Source organism: Curtobacterium herbarum, assembly GCF_016907335.1.
Taxonomy (GTDB): domain Bacteria; phylum Actinomycetota; class Actinomycetes; order Actinomycetales; family Microbacteriaceae; genus Curtobacterium; species Curtobacterium herbarum.
Map to the genome: position 1 here is coordinate 1,074,326 of NZ_JAFBBT010000001.1, position 19,228 is coordinate 1,093,553.

Annotated in this window: 19 protein-coding genes; 15 read left to right on the forward strand and 4 right to left on the reverse strand. The window is 72.2% G+C overall.

The genetic code is table 11. The features are described 5' to 3' along the window. Positions 1 to 265: 265 nt before the first annotated feature. Positions 266 to 664, reverse strand: coding sequence for a MerR family transcriptional regulator (locus tag JOD51_RS05270; RefSeq protein ID WP_204607335.1), 399 nt, complete (start codon positions 662 to 664; stop codon positions 266 to 268). Positions 665 to 741: 77 nt separating this feature from the next. On the opposite strand from JOD51_RS05270, the gene JOD51_RS05275 reads away from it, so the two are divergent. From JOD51_RS05275 to ccsB, 6 genes are all read left to right on the forward strand, one after another. Beyond that, a complete protein-coding gene (locus JOD51_RS05275) occupies positions 742 to 2,232 on the forward strand; it encodes a SulP family inorganic anion transporter (protein ID WP_204607336.1) in 1,491 nt (496 codons plus the stop codon). A 78-nt stretch (positions 2,233 to 2,310) separates the two neighbouring features. Next, on the forward strand, positions 2,311 to 2,967 hold the full coding sequence (locus tag JOD51_RS05280; protein WP_204607337.1) for a histidine phosphatase family protein: 657 nt from the start codon (positions 2,311 to 2,313) through the stop codon (positions 2,965 to 2,967). Next, positions 2,964 to 3,605: a TlpA family protein disulfide reductase gene (locus tag JOD51_RS17515; protein WP_204607338.1), complete on the forward strand. Its 642-nt coding sequence runs from the start codon at positions 2,964 to 2,966 to the stop codon at positions 3,603 to 3,605. Before JOD51_RS05280 ends, JOD51_RS17515 begins: the two co-directional genes overlap by 4 nt. A gap of 3 nt (positions 3,606 to 3,608) precedes the next feature. Continuing rightward, positions 3,609 to 4,355 (forward strand): cytochrome c biogenesis CcdA family protein, encoded by a 747-nt coding sequence (locus JOD51_RS05290; RefSeq protein WP_111074371.1) that lies wholly within the window; start codon positions 3,609 to 3,611, stop codon positions 4,353 to 4,355. After that, complete coding sequence (resB, locus tag JOD51_RS05295; RefSeq protein WP_204607339.1) at positions 4,339 to 6,108, forward strand: cytochrome c biogenesis protein ResB; 1,770 nt, start codon at positions 4,339 to 4,341, stop codon at positions 6,106 to 6,108. The genes JOD51_RS05290 and resB overlap by 17 nt, the downstream gene beginning before the upstream one ends. After that, the gene (ccsB, locus tag JOD51_RS05300; RefSeq protein WP_372377695.1) at positions 6,105 to 7,121 is read left to right on the forward strand and encodes a c-type cytochrome biogenesis protein CcsB; all 1,017 of its coding nucleotides are present in this window, start codon (positions 6,105 to 6,107) and stop codon (positions 7,119 to 7,121) included. Before resB ends, ccsB begins: the two co-directional genes overlap by 4 nt. A gap of 129 nt (positions 7,122 to 7,250) precedes the next feature. Here the strand turns inward: ccsB and JOD51_RS05305 are convergent, their stop codons facing one another. After that, positions 7,251 to 8,291 carry an o-succinylbenzoate synthase gene (locus tag JOD51_RS05305; protein ID WP_259558877.1) on the reverse strand — a complete coding sequence of 347 codons (1,041 nt, stop codon included), beginning with the start codon at positions 8,289 to 8,291 and terminating at the stop codon, positions 7,251 to 7,253. A 149-nt stretch (positions 8,292 to 8,440) separates the two neighbouring features. Here JOD51_RS05305 and JOD51_RS05310 point away from each other — a divergent pair, with 149 nt between their 5' ends. Genes JOD51_RS05310 through JOD51_RS05325 form a run of 4 tightly spaced genes read left to right on the forward strand, consistent with a single transcriptional unit; the run spans position 8,441 to position 11,966 of the window. Continuing rightward, on the forward strand, positions 8,441 to 8,818 hold the full coding sequence (locus JOD51_RS05310) for a hypothetical protein (RefSeq protein ID WP_204607340.1): 378 nt from the start codon (positions 8,441 to 8,443) through the stop codon (positions 8,816 to 8,818). Positions 8,819 to 8,867: 49 nt separating this feature from the next. Continuing rightward, positions 8,868 to 9,797, forward strand: a complete 930-nt coding sequence (locus JOD51_RS05315; RefSeq protein WP_204607341.1) for a 1,4-dihydroxy-2-naphthoyl-CoA synthase — start codon at positions 8,868 to 8,870, stop codon at positions 9,795 to 9,797. Further along, a complete protein-coding gene (locus tag JOD51_RS05320) occupies positions 9,797 to 10,933 on the forward strand; it encodes an AMP-binding protein (protein ID WP_204607342.1) in 1,137 nt (378 codons plus the stop codon). The genes JOD51_RS05315 and JOD51_RS05320 overlap by 1 nt, the downstream gene beginning before the upstream one ends. 28 nt (positions 10,934 to 10,961) lie before the next feature. Beyond that, the gene (locus JOD51_RS05325; protein ID WP_204607343.1) at positions 10,962 to 11,966 is read left to right on the forward strand and encodes a 1,4-dihydroxy-2-naphthoate polyprenyltransferase; all 1,005 of its coding nucleotides are present in this window, start codon (positions 10,962 to 10,964) and stop codon (positions 11,964 to 11,966) included. 3 nt (positions 11,967 to 11,969) lie between these two features. On the opposite strand, the gene JOD51_RS05330 is transcribed toward JOD51_RS05325, so the two are convergent. Then, on the reverse strand, positions 11,970 to 12,302 hold the full coding sequence (locus JOD51_RS05330) for a DUF4229 domain-containing protein (protein WP_204607344.1): 333 nt from the start codon (positions 12,300 to 12,302) through the stop codon (positions 11,970 to 11,972). A gap of 82 nt (positions 12,303 to 12,384) precedes the next feature. Between JOD51_RS05330 and JOD51_RS05335 the strand changes: the two genes are divergently transcribed. Together JOD51_RS05335 and menD are read left to right on the forward strand one after the other, a co-directional pair. Continuing rightward, positions 12,385 to 12,756: a PLDc N-terminal domain-containing protein gene (locus JOD51_RS05335; protein ID WP_204607345.1), complete on the forward strand. Its 372-nt coding sequence runs from the start codon at positions 12,385 to 12,387 to the stop codon at positions 12,754 to 12,756. Continuing rightward, positions 12,671 to 14,509, forward strand: a complete 1,839-nt coding sequence (gene menD, locus JOD51_RS05340; protein WP_204607346.1) for a 2-succinyl-5-enolpyruvyl-6-hydroxy-3-cyclohexene-1-carboxylic-acid synthase — start codon at positions 12,671 to 12,673, stop codon at positions 14,507 to 14,509. The genes JOD51_RS05335 and menD overlap by 86 nt, the downstream gene beginning before the upstream one ends. Positions 14,510 to 14,533: 24 nt before the next feature. Here the strand turns inward: menD and JOD51_RS05345 are convergent, their stop codons facing one another. Next, positions 14,534 to 15,793: an isochorismate synthase gene (locus JOD51_RS05345; protein ID WP_204607347.1), complete on the reverse strand. Its 1,260-nt coding sequence runs from the start codon at positions 15,791 to 15,793 to the stop codon at positions 14,534 to 14,536. 92 nt (positions 15,794 to 15,885) lie between these two features. Here JOD51_RS05345 and JOD51_RS05350 point away from each other — a divergent pair, with 92 nt between their 5' ends. The 3 genes from JOD51_RS05350 (at position 15,886) to JOD51_RS05360 (ending at position 19,219) form a co-directional block, all read left to right on the forward strand. Beyond that, positions 15,886 to 16,674 carry a demethylmenaquinone methyltransferase gene (locus JOD51_RS05350; protein WP_204607348.1) on the forward strand — a complete coding sequence of 263 codons (789 nt, stop codon included), beginning with the start codon at positions 15,886 to 15,888 and terminating at the stop codon, positions 16,672 to 16,674. Positions 16,675 to 16,740: 66 nt separating this feature from the next. Continuing rightward, entirely contained in the window at positions 16,741 to 17,817 is a 1,077-nt protein-coding gene (locus JOD51_RS05355; protein ID WP_204607349.1) for a polyprenyl synthetase family protein, read from the forward strand. 25 nt (positions 17,818 to 17,842) lie between these two features. Continuing rightward, the gene (locus tag JOD51_RS05360; RefSeq protein WP_204607350.1) at positions 17,843 to 19,219 is read left to right on the forward strand and encodes an FAD-dependent oxidoreductase; all 1,377 of its coding nucleotides are present in this window, start codon (positions 17,843 to 17,845) and stop codon (positions 19,217 to 19,219) included. Positions 19,220 to 19,228 lie beyond the last annotated feature (9 nt).

Sequence of the window (19,228 nt, forward strand, 5' to 3'; positions counted from 1 at the left end):
GTGGCGAACTCGGTCCGGGCTCCGCCCCTCCCTGCACAGCGGCACTGCTCGGAGCGTTCATCCACAGGGACGACCGGGAGGCCCGCCCCGGCTCCGGCAGGTCCCTACCGTCGTCCTCGTGGCCAGGTCGCGGAAGGACACGGGGAGGGACTCGTGACGGAGGGTCCCGGTGCTGCGGCCTGGCCACCCCTCTCTTCGGTCGGGGTCGCGGTCGCCGGTCGCCCCTCGCCGAGTGGTGCGGGGCCGGAACCGGTCGAGCGTCCGATCAGACCGACGCGCGCAGCCGACCCAGGGTGCCGATGAACTCCTCGGCCATCGCGGCCCGCTGCAGCAGCTTGGCGTGCCGGGCCCGGGCGTCCTCGAGGAACTCGTCGAGCCGGGCCGCCAGGGTGGACGCCTCGGTGGGGTCCGCGGTCGCCAGTCCGTCGACGACCCGCAGCAGTCCGGCCATCTCCTCGAGCGTGAACCCGAGGGGCTTCATGCGGCGGATGACGAGCAGACGCTCGAGGTCCCCGGCCGTGTAGACCCGGAAGCCGCCGGACGTCCGACCGCTCGGCACCAGCAGGCCGACCTCGTCGTAGTGCCGGATCGACCGGAGCGACATCCCGGTGCGGTCGGCGAGTTCACCGATGTGCATGGTGGCGGGGACGTCCGGGTCGGTCATGTCGGCCATCGTGGCAGAGCAGGTCGGGAGCGCGCCCGGGTCGCGCCAACCCTCACACGACGGTAGGGTCCCCACCGATGTCGATCACCAGCACCGTCCCGCGCGCGACGAGCGTCCTGTCCGCCCTCCGTTCGCCGCGCCTGCTGACCCGGGAGGTCCTGGCCGGCGTGGTCACCGCGCTCGCCCTGATCCCCGAGGCCATCTCGTTCTCGGTGGTCGCGGGCGTCGACCCGGCCGTCGGACTCTTCTCGAGCGTGGTCTTCGCGATCGTCATCTCGATCGTGGGCGGCCGTCCGGCGATGATCTCCGCCGCCGCGGGGTCCGTCGCCCTCGTCATCGCCCCACTGGTGCGCGACCACGGCGTCGCCTACCTGGTCCCGACGATCGTGCTCGGCGGCCTGGTCCAGCTGGCGCTCGGGTTCCTCGGTGTCGCCCGCCTGATGCGCTTCATCCCGCGCAGCGTCAACGTCGCGTTCGTGAACGCGCTCGCGATCCTGATCTTCACCGCGCAGCTGCCGAACCTGTTCGGCCCCGACGTCCCCGTCGTCGTCTGGCCCCTGACCGCGCTCGGCATCGGGCTCATCATCGGCGTCCCGTTCCTGACGAAGGCGGTCCCGGCACCGCTCATCGCCGTGGTCGTGATCACCGGCATCACCGTCCTGTTCGGCGTGGCCGTCCCGACCGTCGGCGACGAGGGTGCGCTCCCGACGGCACTGCCCGGGTTCAACGGGGTCACCGTGCCGTTCACGCTCGACACGCTGCAGCTCATCGCGCCGTACGCGTTCGGCGTCGCGGTCGTCGGGCTCATCGAGACCCTGCTCACCGCACAGCTCGTCGACGCCGTCACCGAGACGCGGTCGAGCGCCTGGCGGGAGTCCTGGGGTCAGGGCATCGCGAACATCGCGGCCGCGTTCTTCGGCGGCACCGGCGGCTGCGCGATGATCGGCCAGACCGTCGTCAACGTGAAGACCGCCGGCGCCCGGACCCGGGTGTCGACCTTCACTGCAGGGGCTGCCATCCTCGTGCTCACGATCGTGCTGCACGACGTGGTCGCCGAGATCCCCATGGCCGCCCTGACCGCGGTCATGCTCATGGTCTGCGTCGCGACCTTCGACTGGCACAGCATCCGACCGCGGACGCTCCGCCGGATGCCCCTGGGGGAGACGGCGGTCATGGTCATCACCGTCCTGGTGGTCCTGGCGACGAACAACCTGGCGACCGGGGTCCTGTCCGGTGTGGTCGCGGCCGCACTCGTCTTCGCCCGCCGCGTCGCCCACGTGGTCGAGGTCGTCCGCGAACCCGTCGACGAGCACACCGTGCGCTACCGGGTCCGCGGGGCGCTGTTCTTCGCGTCGTCGAACGACCTGGTCACCCGGTTCTCGTACGCGGCGGACCCGGAACACGTGGTCATCGACATGACCGACGCCCACGTCTTCGACGCCAGCACCGTGGCGGCCCTCGACGGGATCGAGCAGCGGTTCGCCCAGCACGGGTCCACCGTCGAGGTGGTCAACCTGAACACCGGGTCGATCGCACTGCACGGACGGCTCTCCGGCCACCTCGGGTGACGGCGCACTGAACGGTTGTGCAGCCGTGGATCTGCTGTGCGGCGGGTGGGCGAGCCGGACCGATCTACACTGGAACCCATGCCCGCGAACACGATCCACCTCGTGCGGCACGGCGAGGTCCACAACCCCGACCGTGTCCTCTACGGGCGGCTCCCGGGCTTCGGTCTGAGCGAGCTCGGCACCCGGATGGCGGGGGTCTCCGCCGCCGCCTGGAAGGACGCCGGGGTCGACGTCCGCGCGATCGTCGCCTCGCCGCTCCAGCGCACGCAGGAGTCCGCCGCACCCTGGGCGGCCGCGTACGGTCTCGACGTCCGACTCGACGAACGCCTCATCGAGCCGACGAACCGGTACGAGGGTCAGCCTCCCGGGTTCACCAAGCGCTCCGTCCGCCGCCCGGCCGAGTGGCCGTGGATCGCGAACCCCTGGCGTCCGAGCTGGGGCGAGGCGTACGAGTCGATCGCGAACCGCATGCTCGCCGCCGTCACCACCGCGTGGGAGAGCGTCGACGGTGGGGACGTCGTCCTCGTCAGCCACCAACTCCCCATCTGGATGGTGCACCGTCGCCTGGCGGGGGAACCGCTCTGGCACGACCCGCGCAAGCGCCGGTGCGACCTGTCCAGCATCACGAGCCTCCAGCGGGTACCCGACACCGCCGCCGGTCGTTTCACCGAGGTCGGGTACGCGGACCCGGCGGCCGACCTCCGCGGGTCAGCCGTCGACGAAGGAGCAGTGTGACCCGCACGACCCGAACCAACCGCGCTCGTGTCACGCGCCTCCGGACCGCCGGGGCCGCCGCGATCGCCCTCGCCGCCGCACTCGCGCTCGTCGGGTGCAGCTCCTCGAACGACGGCCTCGCCGCGCAGTACGGCAAGGGCACCACCCAGAACTACATCTCCGGCACCGGAGCGGTGACCGAGGTCGCGGCCGACAAGCGGACCGACCCGATCGACTTCACCGCGAAGTCGATGGACGGTGACGAGCTCTCCGCGAAGGCCATGCGCGGCGACGTCGTGGTCATCAACTTCTGGTACGCCGGCTGCCCGCCCTGCCGCGCCGAAGCCGGGTACCTCAACACGGTCCAGGACGAGTTCGCCGACGACGACGTGTACTTCATCGGCGTCAACGTCCGCGACGAGGCCGGCACCGCGAAGGCGTTCGAGCGGAAGTTCGGCGTCGACTACCCGACCGTGCTCGACGCCCGCAGCGGCGCGATGCAGCTCGCGCTCTCCGGCGACATCGCCCCGAACGCCGTGCCGACCACGATCGTCCTCGACAAGAAGGGCCGGGTCGCGGCCCGTGTCCTCGGCGCCGTCGACGGCCCGAGCATCCTGAAGACCCTGGTGGACGACGAGCTCACCGGCAAGGCGTCCTGACCCGTGTCCAGCGGGAACCCCTTCGCCGACGCGATCTTCAGCGGGCAGCTCCTCATCGGCCTGCCGGTGGCGGCGCTCGCCGGACTGGTGTCCTTCCTGTCCCCGTGTGTCCTGCCGCTCGTGCCGGGCTACCTGGGCTACGTCAGCGGCATCGCGGACGGCAGCCGGCACTCGCGCGGGCGAGTGCTGCTCGGTGTGCTGTTGTTCGTGCTCGGCTTCACGGTCGTCTTCGTCCTCGGGTCCGCGGCCGCCGGCGCCGTGGGCTTCTGGCTGGTGCGCTGGCGCGACCTCATCGTCCAGCTCATGGGCATCGTGGTGATCGCGATGGGCCTGGTGTTCATCGGCCGCTTCACGTTCCTGCAGCGGACCGTCAAGACGAACTTCACCCCGCGCACCGGCCTGCTCGGCGCCCCGCTGCTCGGCATCGTGTTCGCCCTCGGGTGGACGCCCTGCATCGGCCCGACCCTGGCGGCCATCAACCTCATCAGCTTCCAGTCCGGCAGCGCCTGGCAGGGTGTCGTGCTCGGCATCGCGTACTGCATCGGGCTCGGCGTCCCGTTCCTGCTCGTCGCCCTCGGCGCCGGCTGGGCCTCGGGCGCGATCGGTGTCGTCAAGCGGCACATGCGCACCGTCAACATCATCGGAGGAGCGATCCTGATCGTCATCGGTCTGCTCATGGTCACCGGCATCTGGTCGGCCGTCATGTCGAGCGTCGGGGCGGTGATCCAGAGCTATGTCCCCGCGGTCTGACACCGACAAGGACGACGTGACGGACGCCGGAAGCACCGGCACCGACAGCTCGTCCGACCCGCAGCGCCCCGCCGACCACGTCGACGGCACACCCGTCGCCACGAGCGGTGCCGACGGCATCACGCAGCCGAAGCTCGGCCTGCTGGGCTACCTCCGGTTCGCCTGGCGGCAGCTGACGAGCATGCGCACGGCGCTGTTCCTGCTGCTGCTCCTCGCCCTCGCGGCGATCCCGGGCTCGCTCGTCCCGCAGACGCAGGCGGACCCGAACGGCGTCGTGCAGTACAAGAACAGCCACCCGGACCTGACCCCGGTGCTCGAGAAGCTGCAGGTCTTCGACACCTACACCTCGGTGTGGTTCTCGGCGATCTACCTGCTCCTCTTCATCTCGCTCATCGGCTGCATCGTGCCGCGGACCCGGCACCACTGGCAGGCGCTCCGCACCCGGCCGCCGAAGACCCCGGCGCGCCTCGGCCGTCTGGCCGGGTACCGGTCCGTGACGATCAGCCCGGAAACGATGGGCGGCCAGACGGTGGACGGCGAGACGGTGAGCGGCCAGACGGGCGCGGCCACGGGCCTCCCGTCCGTCGACCACGCGGTCACGACGGCCATGACCCAGCTGAAGAAGTCGGGCTACCGCGTCGAGCGGTTCGGCGACTCGGTCAGTGCCGAACGCGGCTACCTGCGGGAGACCGGCAACCTGGTGTTCCACTCGGCGCTCGTCGGCGTGCTGCTGGCCGTCGGTCTGGGCGGTGGGTTCAGCTACACCGGACAGCGGCTGCTGGTCGAGGGGCAGTCGTTCACCAACGTCATCGGCGCGTACGACTCGTTCAACCCCGGACGCTGGTTCTCGCCGAACGACCTGACGCCCTACAACCTGACGCTCGACAAGTTCACGACGAAGTACGAGGAGCGCAACCTCGACGCGTTGGGGCAGGCGACCGACTACTCGGCCACCGTCACCGCGCGCACCAAGGACGGCACCGCGAAGACCAGTCGTCTCGGTGTGAACGAGCCGCTGTCGATCGGCGGGACGAACGTCTACCTGCTCGGCAACGGCTACGCGATGCAGGTCACCGTCCGCGACGGCAAGGGCAACGTGGCGTTCCAGGACGTCGTGCCGTTCCTGCCGGACGACGGCAACTACACCTCCACCGGGGTCATCAAGGTGCCGGACGCCTCACCCGACCAGCTCGGCATGATCGGCTTCTTCTACCCGACCGCGGTGCAGCAGACCAGCGGGACGAACGCCGGGGCCTTCACGTCGAACTACCCGGACACCAAGAACCCGATGCTGTCGCTGCAGGTGTACACCGGCAACCTCGGCCTCGACGACGGTGTCCCGCAGAGCGTCTACCAGCTCTCGACGAAGGGCCTGCAGCAGATCGCGGGCCGGCAGTCGGACACCCCGAGCCTCGCGATGAAGCCCGGCCAGACGAAGCAGCTGCCGGACGGCGCCGGATCGATCACGTTCGACGGGGTCAAGCGCTACGTGTCCCTCGACGTGCACCACGACCCGTCCCAGCTCTGGGTCGCCTTCTTCGCGATCCTGGCGGTCCTGGGCCTCCTCACCTCGCTGTTCGTCCCGCGCCGCCGCGTGTGGGTGAAGGCGGTGCGGCGGACCGGTGCCGAGGACGACGGGTTCGACCTCGAGTACGCCGGCCTCGCGCGTGGCGAGGACCCCAACCTGGAACGCGCGGTGGCGGACATCGCCCAGAAGCACATGTCGGACCTCGGCGTTAGGATCAGCAAGTGAACACGACGACCCTTGCGACCTACTCGGTCGTGCTGACGTACTCCGCGATGGCGGTCTACGTCATCGCGTTCATCTCCTTCGCGCTCGACATGGCGAAGCGCGCCGGCGACGTCGGGCTCGAGACCAGCCGCGGTGGGCCTGCCGCGGACCGTGACGACGCGAGCGTCGCCACGGTCGCGACCGTCCAGGGCGGCACCGTCGTCCTCGAACGGGTCCAGCAGAAGCGCGCGGGCGACGACGGCAGCGGTGGCCGCGGCCAGCGCGGCTCGAAGTTCGAGCGCGTCGGCATGGCCATGACGATCCTGGCCCTCGTCGTCCACATCGGCGCGATCGTGCTCCGCGGCATCGCGGCCGACCGGGTGCCGTGGGGCAACATGTTCGAGTTCTCGCTGACCGGCACCGGCCTGATCATCGCCGTCTTCCTGCTCGTGCAGTTCTGGCAGGACCTCAAGTTCCTGGGCGTGTTCATCACCGGCCTGGCGATCATCCTGCTCGGCATCGCCACCGTGAACTACTACGTGCCGGTGCGCCCGCTCGTCCCCGCGCTCGAGTCGTACTGGCTCGTCATCCACGTCTTCGTCGCCATCGCCGGCACCGGGTTCTTCGCCCTGGGCGCGGGCCTGGCGGTCTCGCAGCTGGTCCAGACCTACCGTCAGGGCCGCCCGGTCTCGCGCCGCCTGCGCTTCATGGAGACGCTGCCGGACGCCGACCGGCTCGAGGTCCTCAGCTACCGCGTGATCCTGGTCGGCTTCGTGCTCTGGACCTTCACGCTCATCGCCGGTGCGATCTGGGCCGAGCGGGCCTGGGGTCGCTACTGGGGCTGGGACACGAAGGAGGTCTGGACGTTCATCATCTGGACCCTCTACGCCGGCTACATCCACGCGCGGGCGACCCGCGGGTGGCGTGGTGCCCGGTCCTCGTGGCTGGCGCTCATCGGCTTCGCTGCCGTGATGTTCAACTTCTCGGTCGTCAACGTCTTCTTCAAGGGGCTGCACAGCTACTCGGGTCTGTGATCTTCACGGCCCGGTGATCGGGACGCCCCGGTCAGCGCGCGCGACCACGGGGCGGACGCGACCCACGGAACGGACGGGAGGCCCGACACCAGCTGGTGTCGGGCCTCTCGTCCGTCGTGCGGTGCGGCCCTACGGCCGACTCGGCCGGGTCGGCTGAGCCGACCGCGCTGCGAGCAGCGCGTGCACCCGGCCGAGCCGCGCCAGCCACCACGCCGTGCGCTCGGGCGAGGCCGCCCACCGGTCGAGGAGGTCCGGGTCCGGTTCGACCCGCCGCACCGCGATCCGGCCGTCGATGGGCAGCAGCGGGTCCGCGGTGACGTCGCCGGCGAACATCGCCGCGGTGCCGAGCCCGGCCGCGTACCCGGGCGCCATCGCCCGTGACGCCAGGAACGCGCCCATGCCAAGGCCGATCGAGGTGTCGATCGCACTGGAGACCACGCTGGGCAGCCCCGCCTCGGTGATGACCGCCTGGGCCGCGGTGACCCCGCCGAGGGGCTGCGCCTTGACGACGAGGACGTCCGCGGCGCCGGCACGGGCGACGGCGAGGGGATCAGCGGCCTTCCGGACGCTCTCGTCCGCGGCGATCCGGACGCCGAGCCCGGCGACCCGGGCACGCAGTGCGGCGAGGTCCGCCACCGACGCGACGGGCTGCTCGGCGTACTGCAGGCGGAACGGGGCGAGTCGTCCGAGGGCGGCCGTCGCTTCCTCGAGGTCCCACAGCCCGTTCGCGTCGACGCGGACCTCGGCGTCCTCGCCCATCGCCCGACGGACCGCGGCGACGCGGGCGACGTCGTCCTCGATGCTCGTGCCGGGCTCGGCGACCTTCACCTTCGCGGTGGTGCAGCCGGGGTAGCGGCGGAGCAGGTCGGCGACATCCTCGGCGGGGATCGCGGGCACGGTGGCGTTCACCGGCACGCTGTCGGCACCGGGCTGGTGCCGCGTCCAGCCGAAGTCGACGGCCGCGCGGAGCCAGGCGGTGGCCTCGGTATCGTCGTACTCGACGAAGGGGGAGAACTCGGTCCAGCCCTCGGGGCCGCGGAGCACGAGGGCCTCGCGGACGGTGATGCCGCGGAACCGGACCCGCATCGGCAGCGCGACCACCCGGGCGGTCGCGAGCAGGTCGGGCAGCTCGGGGACGACGGTGGGCGTGGGCGGGGTCACATCGGGCACCCGGTCATCTTCGCAGGGCCGTCCAGCGTGCCTCCCGGACTCTCGGAGTAGACCGCCAGGGCAGCGCACTAGCATCGCTGCGGTCGACCACCGGTCGGCAGTGCCGGCGCCGGTCATGGCTGCCGGTCGGGGACGGATGAGGAGGCTCGGTGGCGACGGACGAGTTCGCGCGGCTGATGCGTCAGGGTACCGTCGACGTCACCCGGCAGCCCGCAGCACGGCGTCGGAAGAACCCGATCACCGGCAAGATCGCCCTCGGCCTCGCGGTCGTCGCGGCCGCGGTGGACGCCAGCGCGTTCGCGGTGTTCATGGGCGGCGACACGACGTTCGCGTTCGGCATCTGCTTCGTCGTGGTGTTCCTGACCCTGGTCGCCGCGGTCCTGGGCTTCATCGCCGCGGTCGGCTCGTTCGGCCGCTGGTACGGCGTGGTCGGCGTCGTCGTGGCGTTCTTCGCGAACCCGGTGATCCTCATCGTCCTGCTCGTCATCGTGGCGCCGGAGATGCTGTCCGGCATGGGCGGCCGGTAGTCCGGCTCGAGCGAGCGCCCGGGCCGGAGCCCAGCGGTAGGTTCGGAGCATGCCCTCTGCCGTCTCCGACCTGTTCGACCCCGACGTCTGGACCACCGCTCCGATCGCCGAGCGGTTCACCGACATCACGTACCACAAGCACGTCTCCGGCGGCATGGTCCGCGTCGCCTTCGACCGCCCGGAGGTCCGCAACGCCTTCCGCCCGCGGACCGTCGACGAGCTGTACCGCGCACTCGACGACGCCCGCCAGGACCCCCGCGTCGGCGTCGTCCTGCTGACCGGCAACGGCCCGAGCCCGAAGGACGGCGGCTGGGCGTTCTGCTCCGGTGGCGACCAACGCATCCGGGGCCGGAGCGGCTACCAGTACGTCGGCGACGAGGGCGCCCCGCCGGAGGGGGTCGACCCGGCCGCCGCGCAGGCGTCGATGGGCCGGCTGCACATCCTCGAGGTCCAGCGCCTCATCCGGATGATGCCGAAGGTCGTCATCGCGGTCGTCCCGGGCTGGGCGGCCGGCGGCGGACACTCGCTGCACGCGATCTGCGACCTGACGATCGCCAGCGCCGAGCACGGGAAGTTCAAGCAGACCGACGCCGACGTCGGGTCGTTCGACGGCGGCTACGGCAGCGCCTACTACGCCAAGCAGATCGGTCAGAAGCTCGCGCGCGAGGTCTTCTTCCTGGCCGAGGAGTACTCCGCCCAGCGTGCCTACGAGATGGGTGCCGTCAACAAGGTGGTGCCGCACGAGGACCTGGAGCGCGAGGCGATCCGCTGGGGCGAGACGATCCTCGGCAAGTCGCCGACGGCGATCCGGATGCTCAAGTACGCCTTCAACGCGGTCGACGACGGCATGGTCGGGCAGCAGGTCTTCGCCGGCGAGGCCACGCGTCTCGCCTACGGCACCGACGAAGCCGTCGAGGGCCGCGACTCGTTCCTCGAGAAGCGCTCGCCCGACTGGACCGCCTTCCCCTGGCACTACTGATGGTCCGTCCGCTCGTCGCGCTGGGTGCGTCCGACCCGTCGGCCGTGCTCCGCGGCCTGGAGGCGGCACTCGCCGGCGGCCCCGCACTGCTCCCCGTCGCCGAGGGGGCCCCGGCGCTGCCGTCACCGCCTCCGGCCGACGTCCCACAGCGGGTCGCCCTGGTCGTCGAGACGAGCGGCTCCACCGGGACCGGCAAGCGGGTCGCGCTGTCCTCGGAGGCACTGCTCGCCGGCGCCGCCGCCGCGGACGCGGCCCTCGGCGGACCGGGCGTCTGGCTCCTCGCGCTGCCGACGCACTACATCGCCGGCCTCAACGTCCTGACGCGGTCGATCGCCGCCGGCACCACCCCGGTCGTGCTGCCGTCCGGACACTTCGACGCGACGGTGTTCGCGGACGGCGCCGACCGGCTCGTCGTCGGCCCCGCGGCTCCCCGGCGCTACACGTCGCTCGTGCCGGTGCAGCTCGCCCGGGTGCTCGACGACCCGCGGGCGACGGCGGCCCTCGCCCGGTTCGACGCGGTCCTGGTGGGCGGACAGGCGACACCGGTGGCCCTCCGCGAGCGTGCTCGGGCCGCGGGCGTGCGCGTCGTGACGACCTACGGGGCGAGCGAGACGAGCGGCGGCTGCGTGTACGACGGCGTGCCGCTCGGTACCGTCCGCGCCGAGCTCGTCGACGGGGAACTGCAGCTGGCCGGGCCGATGCTCGCCGAGGGGTACCTCGACGACCCGGCACGGACGGCGGCGGCCTTCACGGAGCGGGACGGGCATCGCTGGTACCGGACCGGGGACACCGCGACGATCGTCGACGGTCGGATCCGGGTGACCGGGCGACTCGACGACGTCGTCATCTCCGGGGGCGAGAAGGTCCCGCTCGGGGCGGTCGAGCGCATCGTCCGCGAGCTCCCCGGGCAGGACGGTGCCGTCGTCACCCGCCGGGCATCGGGGGAGTGGGGCGAGGTGCCGGTCGTCGTCACCGAGCAGCCGATCGACCTCGAGGTCGTGCGCGCCCGGGTCGGGGACGCCCTCGGACGTGCTGCCCGCCCGGCCGAGGTGCTCGTCGTGGACCGGATGCCGATGCTGGCGTCCGGCAAACCCGACCGGCGCGCGGTGCGGACGCTGGCCGATCCACCGGGGTGAGTCCGGCCTCCCGGCCGCGCCGGTACGATTGGCGGTCGTGGCACGAGCGAAGAACACGAGACGTCCGAAGCGCCGGTCCGGCAACCCGGCGAAGGCCGCTGCCCCGCAGCGCACCGCCCGGCGGGCGACTGCGCGCGACTGGATCGGTGGGGCGCGCCTGCGGACCCTGACCCTCGGCGTCGTGCCCGTGGTGCTCGGCACCGCCGTCGCCTACGTGGACAGCAAGGCGGCCGGTGACTTCGGGTCCTTCCTCGGCGCCGATGCGCACCTGGCGATCGCCCTGCTCGCACTCGCCGTCGCGCTGTTCCTGCAGATCGGCGTGAACTACAGCAACGACTACTCCGACGGGGTCCGCGGCACGGACGAGTTCCGCGTCGGCCCGGCCCGGTTGACCGGTGCCGGCCTGGCGAAGCCGCGCACGGTGCTCACCGTCGCGCTGACGTTCTTCGGTCTCGCCGCGGTCGCCGGCATCGTCATCGTGGTGCTCACGCAGCTGTGGTGGCTGCTGCTCGTCGGGGCGGCCGCGATCGTCGCCGCGTGGTTCTACACCGGCGGCAAGAAGCCCTACGGCTACAACGCCCTGGGCGAGGTCTTCGTCTTCGTGTTCTTCGGCCTGGTCGCGGTCCTCGGCACCCAGTACGTCCTCATCGGCCAGGCGACCCTCAGCGGGTGGGCCGCCGCGGTCGCCGCCGGTCTGTTCGCCTGCGCGGTGCTCATGGTGAACAACATCCGCGACATCGGCGAGGACACCGCCGCCGGCAAGCGCACGCTCGCGGTCGTGGTCGGCGACACGGTGGCACGGGTGCTCTTCGCGCTCTTCCTGCTGCTGCCCTACGTCGTCCTGATCTGGTTCGTGCTGCTGTACTTCCGGTCCGGCTTCACGTACTTCTCGCTGCTGCTCGCACTGCCGGCGCTGCTGATCGGCGTGACGTCACGGAAGCCGCGCGAGCTCATCACGGCCCTGCAGCTGTCGTCGTTCTCGGCGCTGGCGTACGGCGTGGTGCTCGGCATCACGCTCGCCGTCCAGCCGTAGCGGTCAGGCCTCGTCGGGGCGCTTCCGGAGCGTGACGTCGGGGTCGGTCGGGGCGGCCACGTCGGCGGCACTGGTGGTGGCACCCGCGTCGGCGGTGTCGACGAAGTCGTCCTCGAAGTCGCTGTCGGCGTCACGCTCCGGACGGGCCCGACGCTCGGCGATGCTCGTGGTCACGGCACTGCGCAGACCCGGCAGCGCGATGTACGACACGAGCAGCCCGATCAGGGCGCCACCGATCGCCGCCCAGTACCAGGGCAGACCGATCACGAGCAGCAGGACGAGTGCCACGACGAAGATGCCGAGCCGAGCCAAGGTGTAGACGAGCCACGCTTTCACCCTGCAAGTGTACGGACGCCGGTCTCCACGGCGACCGGACGAAGGCCAGGGCGGTCACAGCCGGCCGGCCTAGGCTTCGAGGATGGTCAGGTTGTGGCTCGTCATCGTCGTCGCCGCCGTGGCGTTCACGGTGTACGCCCTGATCGACTGCGCCACCATGCCGCGCACCCGCGTCCGGTCACTCCGCAAGGGCATCTGGGTCCTGCTGGTCGTCGTCCTCCCCGTCCTCGGCGGTGTGCTGTGGTTCCTGCTCGGCCGGACACCCACCACCGGGACGCGCGGCAGCGGTGGCGGTGGTGCCGGGTACCGTGGTCCCGAAGACGACCCCGACTTCCTCGGTGGGACGACACCTGCCGGGCGGAAGAGCGATGACAAGGACCAGGACGACGCAACCCTCCGATCCCTCGAAGACCAGTTCCACGACGGCGACGACGACGGCCGCCCCGATCGGTGACGGTGGTGTCACCGATGACACGGTCGCCGGCTCCGGCAGCCCCGCGACCGACTTCGCCGTCGCCTTCCTGCAGGAACTCGCCCGCGCCGGCGTGACCGACGTCGTGGTCAGCCCGGGCTCGCGCTCGCAGGCCCTGGCCCTGGCTGCCGTCGCCCTCGAGCGCGCCGGCGGCATCACCGTGCACGTCCGGCTCGACGAGCGGACCGCCGGGTTCTTCGCCCTCGGGCTCGCGGTGGAGTCGGGTCGTCCCGCGGCGGTCGTCACGACGTCGGGCACCGCGGTCGTCAACCTGCACCCCGCCGTGCTCGAGGCGCACCACTCCGGCGTGCCGATGATCGTCGTCTCCGCCGACCGGCCGGCCGAACTCCGCGGCATCGGCAGCAACCAGACCACCGTGCAGCCCGGGGTCTTCGGGCCCGCCGTGTCCTTCGTCCGCGACGTCCAGGCACCGAGCGCGCACGGCGTCGACGACGACGTCCGCGCCACGGTCCGCGCGCTGGTGCGGGAAGCCGTCGCCGCCGCGGCCGGTCACGCCGGGCAGCCCGGTCCGGTCCAGCTCGACCTCGCCTTCCGCGAACCGCTGTCCGCCGGACTCGACCGGGTCGACGGTGTGCCCGACGACCAGGTGGACCGCGCGTACGCCACCCGCCGGACGACGGCTGCCCTGCCCGTCGCCGAGCTCGCACCCGACGACGAGCCCGCCACGGTGGTCATCGCCGGACACGACGCCGGCGCCGAGGCTGAGCGGATCGCGTGGGAACTCGGGGCGCCGCTGCTCGCCGAGGTCTCCAGCGGAGCACGCTTCGGTCGGAACCTGGCGGCCGCCTACCGCGAGCTCCTGCGCGACGACGACCTCGGCGGCCGGGTCCGTCGCGCGGTGGTCCTCGGCCACCCGACGCTCAGCCGCGAGGTGCCGGTGCTCCTGCAGCGCGCCGACGTCGAGACGATCGTGGTCCGCGGAGCCGGAGCCGACGTGTTCGACCCGGCCCGCGCCTCCCGGCCGGACGCCACGACGCAGGTCGTGTCGGACGTCCGCGTCACCGGTCGGACCGGGGCCGCGCACCGCGCCTGGGTCGGCCGCTGGGTCGGCGCGAGCCGCGCGCTGCTCGGCGAGGGCGACGCCGGACCGGACCTCGACGCCAAGCGCTCGGCGGACCGGGCCGAGCGGAACCGGTTCCTCAGGGACGAGGTCGCGCTGCGGCGTCGGCCCGTCGACCGCGCCATGCTCGCCGAGGCGGTGTGGGGCGTCACCTGGCCGCACGACCGTCTGGTGTTCGGCGCGTCGCAGATCATCCGCGTCGCCGACGCGACGGTCGCCGGCAAGAAGATCCGGGTGCACGCCAACCGTGGACTGGCCGGCATCGACGGGACCATCTCGACGGCGCTCGGCATCGCGACCGCGCTCGAGGCCGAGTCCGGCGCCCTCGGCACCACCCGCGTCGTGGTGGGCGACCTGACCTTCCTGCACGACCTCGGCGGACTCGTCACGGGGACCGAGGAAGCACGGCCGCGGTTGCAGGTCGTCGTCGGCAACGACGGCGGCGGTGCGATCTTCCGCGGGCTCGAGGTGGCGGCGACCACCGCGCCCGAGGACATGCGCCGGATGATGACGACCCCGCAGCACGTCGACGTCGAACGCGTCGTGACCGGCCTGGGCTGGGAGTACCGCCGGGCCGAGACGTGGGGCGACCTGGAGCGGGTCCTCACCGACCCCGCCGAGCGCGTGGTCATCGAGGTGCCGCTGGCCGACTGAGTACTCAGGCCAGCGCGTGAGCACTCAGGCCAGCGCGTCGACGATCGGTCGGAACTTCAGCCGCGTCTCCGCGACCTCCCGCGCCGGCTCGGAGCCCGCGACGATCCCGGCGCCGGCCCACGCGCGGACCGTGCCGTCCTCGTCGATCTGCGCGCTCCGGAGCGCGAGCATCCACTCGCCGTCCCCGGAGGCGCCCAACCAGCCGACGGGACCGGCGTACCGTCCGCGGTCCACGCCCTCCAGCTCGGCGACGAGCCGGACCGCGACGTCCGTCGGGGTCCCGGCGACCGCGGCGGTCGGGTGCAGTGCGTCGGCGACGTCGAGCGCGGTCACGCCGGCGGGCAGGACGGCCTCGACGTCACTGGCCAGGTGCCACACGTTCGGCAGCTGCAGACGGAACGGCTCGGGGTCGACCCGGAGGTCCGCGGCGATCGGCCGCAGCGACGCGACCAGGCTCGAGATCGCGAAGGCGTGCTCCTCCAGGTCCTTCGTGCTCGCGGCGAGGGTCTCGGCGGCGACCCGGTCGCTCTCGGCGTCCGTCCCCCGGGCGGCACTGCCGGCGAGCACCCGAGCGGTCAGGGTGCGCCCCTCCGTCCGGGCGAGCGTCTCCGGGGTCGCCCCGATGAGCCCGTCGACGGCGAAGGTGACGCAGGTCGGGTAGGCGGCGGCCAGGTCGAGGAGCACCGCACGGCGGTCGGCGCCGGGCGGCAGGGTCCCGACCAGGTCGCGGGCCAGGACGACCTTCTGCGCACGACCGGCCGTGATGGCGGTGACCGCGGCGGCGACCGAGGCCGCGTAGGCGTCCTCGTCGACCGCGCCGGGCTGCAGCGCGACGGAGACGTGCGGGCCGACGCGGGGGACCGGCACCGAGGTGCTCGTGAAGGGCAGGGGAGCAGGGGTGTCGGTGGTGTCGATCGCGGTGATCCACGCCCGACCCCGACGGCGACCGACCACGACGCGCGGCACGATGAGGACGCTCGTGGCGGCGGAGTCGTCGGCGAACGCGAAGGTGCCGAACGCCACCAGACCGCTGCCACGGAGCCGGACCGGGTCGTCGACGACGGCGGCCGCGACGATCTCCCGCCAGAGCGCCGAGGCGTCGCGCATCCGGGTCGGGCCGGAGAACGTGAAGCGCATGGCCTCGCCGATCCCGACGATCCCGTCGCCGCCCCGCACGAAGGCCATCGGGTGTCCGGCGAGGGTGTGGCGGAGCACGGCTCCCGGGTCGTCGAGGATCCGGGTCGACACCGTGAGGGGCTGGACCGCTGTGGTGGAACGGGTCACGGACCGATGCTACGCGTCGGGGCGCGCCCGGGGATGCCGCGCGCCTGCACGCCTACCGGGAAGCGTCCGGCCGCGGCCTCTAGGATGACCGGGTGAGCAGAGCGGACATGCAGAAGCGGCCGGACGAAGTGGCGGCCATGTTCGACGACGTCGCAGCGAAGTACGACCTGACCAACGACATCCTGTCGGCGGGCAACGCACCGCTGTGGCGCGTCGCGACGGTGAAGGCCGTCGACCCCCAGCCGGGCGAGCGTGTGCTCGACCTCGCTGCCGGCACCGGGACCAGTTCCGCTGCCCTGGCGAAGAAGGGTGCCGAGGTCACCGCCCTCGACCTGTCGTCGGGCATGATCGCGGTCGGTCGCGAACGCCACCCCGAGATCACCTTCGTCGAGGGGGACGCCGAGCACCTGCCCTTCGACGACGAGTCGTTCGACGCGGTCACGATCTCGTTCGGGCTGCGCAACGTCAACGACCCGATGCAGGCCCTGACCGAGATGCTGCGGGTGCTCAGGCCCGGCGGCCGCCTGGTCATCTGCGAGTTCTCCACCCCGCCGCTCGCCGCGCTGCGGTTCGGCTACACCACGTACCTCAAGCGGGTCCTGCCCGGCATCGCGAAGCTCTCGAGCAGCAACCCGGCGGCCTACCGCTACCTGGCCGAGTCGATCGAGGCGTGGCCGGACCAGCAGGTCCTCAGCCAGTGGCTCCGCGGCGTCGGCTTCACGATGGTCGCGCACCGCAACCTCACCGCCGGCATCGTCGCGCTGCACCGTGGCCGCAAGCCGGTCGAGGGCAGCGTGCGCGAGTCCGCCGCCCGCCGTGCCAAGGCGCGTCGCGAGCACCAGCCCACGGGCGAGCAGCCCCGCGTGGAGCCCGAGGCCTAGGCCTGCGGCCCAGGTCCCCACCGCCACCCCGCGCGTCCACCGCCACCCGCGAGTACGGAGCAGCAGTTGAACCCGAGTGTCCCGGTCGCCCGACGCGCACCGAGTCTCCGAGCGTCCCTGGGCATCGGTGAGCGGCTGTTCGCCACCCCGGCGGACCGTCGTTTCATCGCCGCCGTCGACGACGGGCTCGAGCACGTCGAGCAGGGGCTCGAGGACGCCATGCGCTCCGCCGACACCCTGGCCGACACCACCAGCCGCTACCTGCTCTCGGCGGGCGGCAAGCGGATCCGTCCGACCCTGACGCTGCTCATCGCGCAGCTCGGCGACGGCGTGACCGACCACGTGGTGAAGGCCGCGGTCAGCGTCGAGATGACCCACCTGGCGTCGCTGTACCACGACGACGTGATGGACGAGGCACCCGTCCGCCGCGGTGTCCCGGCCGCGCACGTCACCTACGGCAACAACATCGCGATCCTCACCGGGGACCTGCTCTTCGCCCGTGCGTCGCTCATCACCGCGGACCTCGGGCCCGAGGGCATCCGGATGCAGGCCGAGACCTTCCAGCGCCTGTGCATGGGGCAGCTCCACGAGACCACCGGCCCGCAGCCCGACGACGACCCGGTCGAGCACTACATCCAGGTGCTCAGCGACAAGACCGGTTCCCTGATCGCGACCGCCGCCCGCGCCGGCGTGCTGTTCTCCGGGGCCGATCGCTCGCTGCTCGAGGCCGTCGGCACGTTCGGCGAGAAGGTCGGCGTCGCCTTCCAGCTCGTCGACGACGTGATCGACCTGGCGCCGGCGAAGGACAAGACCGGCAAGATCGCCGGCAACGACCTCCGCGCCGGCGTCGACACGCTGCCCCTGCTGCAGCTGCGCCGTCGTGCGGCCACCGACCAGGGCGCCGCGGCCCTCCTCGCCCGCATCGAGCAGCACGTCCGCGACGCCCCCGACGACGCCGTCCACTCGGACGCGTACCAGAGCGCCGTCACCGAGCTCCGCGAGCACGAGGCCACCCGGGCGACCCGGGCCCTCGCCGCGAGCTGGGCCGACGAAGCGGTCGCCGCCCTGGCACCCCTGCCGGACGGCACCGTGAAACGCGCCCTCACCCGGTTCGCGGAGACGGTCGTCGACCGCAGCCGCTGACCTGAACGAAACTGGAGACCGATCAGTGCCCACCCTCCGACTCGCCATCGTCGGCGCCGGTCCGGCCGGCATCTACGCCGCGGACATCCTCCTGCGGGAGGCGCGCGGCTTCGACGTCTCGATCGACCTGTTCGAGCAGCTCCCGGCCCCCTACGGCCTGGTGCGCTACGGCGTCGCGCCGGACCACCCCCGCATCAAGGGCATCGTCAACGCCCTCCGTGACGTCCTGGACCGCGGCGACATCCGGATCTTCGGCAACGTCCGCTTCGGCGAGGACATCACGCTCGAGGACCTGAAGCGCCACTACAACGCCGTCGTCTTCTCGACCGGCGCGATCAAGGACGCCGACCTCGACATCCCCGGCATCGACCTCGACGGCTCGTACGGTGCCGCCGACTTCGTCAGCTGGTTCGACGGGCACCCCGACGTCCCGCGCACCTGGCCGCTGACCGCCGAGAGCGTCGCCGTGATCGGCAACGGCAACGTCGCACTCGACGTGTCCCGCATCCTCGCGAAGCACGCCGACGACCTGCTGTCGACCGAGATCCCGGCCAACGTCTACGAGGGCCTCAAGGCCTCGCCCGTCACCGACGTGCACGTGTTCGGCCGCCGCGGTCCGGCGCAGGTGAAGTTCACGCCGCTGGAGCTCCGTGAACTCGGCGAGCTCCGTGACGTCGACATGGTGGTGTACGACGAGGACTTCGACCACGACGAGGCCTCGAAGCTCGCGATCGCCACGAACAAGCAGGTCACCGTCATCGACCGGGTCCTGCAGCAGTGGCGGAAGCGCGAGGTCGGCACGGCCAGCCGTCGCCTGCACCTGCACTTCTACGCCAAGCCGCTCGAACTGCTCGGCAACGACGACGGCACGCTCCGCGCCATCCGGTACGAGCGCACCCGTCCCGACGGCCAGGGTGGCGTCGAGGGCACGGGGGAGATCCGCGAGGTCCCGATCCAGGCCCTCTACCGCGCGGTCGGGTACGTCGGCTCACCCCTGCCGGGCGTCCCGTTCGACGAGCGCTACGGCGTCATCCCGAACCACGAGGGCCAGGTGCTGGACGCCGACGGCAACCGGATGCCCGGCGTCTACGCGACCGGGTGGATCAAGCGCGGCCCGGTCGGACTGATCGGGCACACGAAGTCGGACGCGATGGAGACCGTGCAGCACGTGGTCACCGACCAGGGCACGTGGTGGAGCCCGGAGGACCCGTCCGAAGCGGCGATCCCGGCACTGCTCCGCGAGCGCGGTGTCGACTTCACCGACCTCGACGGCTGGCACGCCCTCGACCAGCACGAGATCGCACTCGGCGAGCCCCAGGGCCGGGCACGGGTCAAGGTCGTGCCCCGCGACGAGATGATCGACGTCTCGCTGCGCGGCTCCCGCGCCGACTCGCAGGCCTGACCGGCTCGC